At 64.0% G+C, this 926-nt stretch carries 1 protein-coding gene and 1 pseudogene; both read left to right on the top strand.

Annotated elements, in window-relative coordinates; all coding sequences use genetic code 11:
• A pseudogene (locus tag EN925_RS37625) lies at positions 1 to 401 on the top strand (aspartate aminotransferase); the annotation flags it as partial.
• A 162-nt stretch (positions 402 to 563) separates the two neighbouring features.
• Positions 564 to 926: MFS transporter (locus EN925_RS37620; protein WP_128337451.1), on the top strand; the 363-nt coding region annotated here is incomplete at its 3' end.

Raw genomic sequence — 926 nt, 5'->3', positions numbered from 1 at the left:
AAAAATTCCTCGCCGCAAAGGAGCAGATTGGCATCTGCGGCAGCGTCATCGACGAAGGCATTGCCCGCGGCATGCTCGAGCGCCGGGACGCCTTCCTGGCGACACTGCTGCCCGAAATGGCCAAGCGCCGCGACATCGTCCAGGCCTGGATCGACCGCGAACCGCTGGTCGACTGGATCAGGCCCGAAGGCGGTGTCGTAGGCTTCCCGCGCCTCGATGTCGAACCCGGCTTCGACCTCGACCGGTTCTATGCGAACCTGCTGGAGAACCATGGAACCTATGTCGGACCCGGCCACTGGTTCGAGATGGAAAAACGCTTCTTCCGCGTCGGCTTCGGCTGGCCGACGGAAGCCGAATTGCGCGGCGGCCTCGACGCCATCTCCGTCGCGCTGCGGCAGTAACTTCCGCGTGCCGGCGATGGAACGGGCTGAAAATTCCTTGATCCAGCACTGATTTTGACGCATATCCGCGGCGAACTGAGCTAAAAGTTCCGCCAGCCGGACCAGCGCCCATCGTGGAAGTGCCCCGCCAGCTGACGCCACTGCAAAGGGGCCTCTTAAATCATGACCGCCGAACAGATATCACCGGACCAGCGCTATGCCGCGTTCCGCCACCGCTCCTTCCTGAGTTATTGGGCGGCGCGTTTCCTCACCACATTCGCCACCATGATCGTGTCCGTCGCGGTCGGCTGGCAGATGTACGATTTGACCCGCGACCCGCTCGATCTCGGCCTGGTCGGCATCGTCCAATTCCTGCCGTCGCTGCTTCTGGTGCTGGTCACCGGTGTCGTCGCCGACCGCTTCGGCCGCCGCCTGATCATGGCGCTGGCGGTCGTGGTGGAGGCGATGTGCGCGCTGGCGCTGCTGTTCCTGGCGCTGCGCGGCATCAGCGGGCCGCTGCCGATCTTCTGCGTGCTTGCCATGTTC

It is taken from the genome of Mesorhizobium sp. M7A.F.Ca.US.006.04.2.1 (assembly GCF_004022915.1).
Lineage (GTDB): Bacteria > Pseudomonadota > Alphaproteobacteria > Rhizobiales > Rhizobiaceae > Mesorhizobium > Mesorhizobium ciceri.
This window is presented reverse-complemented; position numbering and strand designations above follow the sequence as displayed.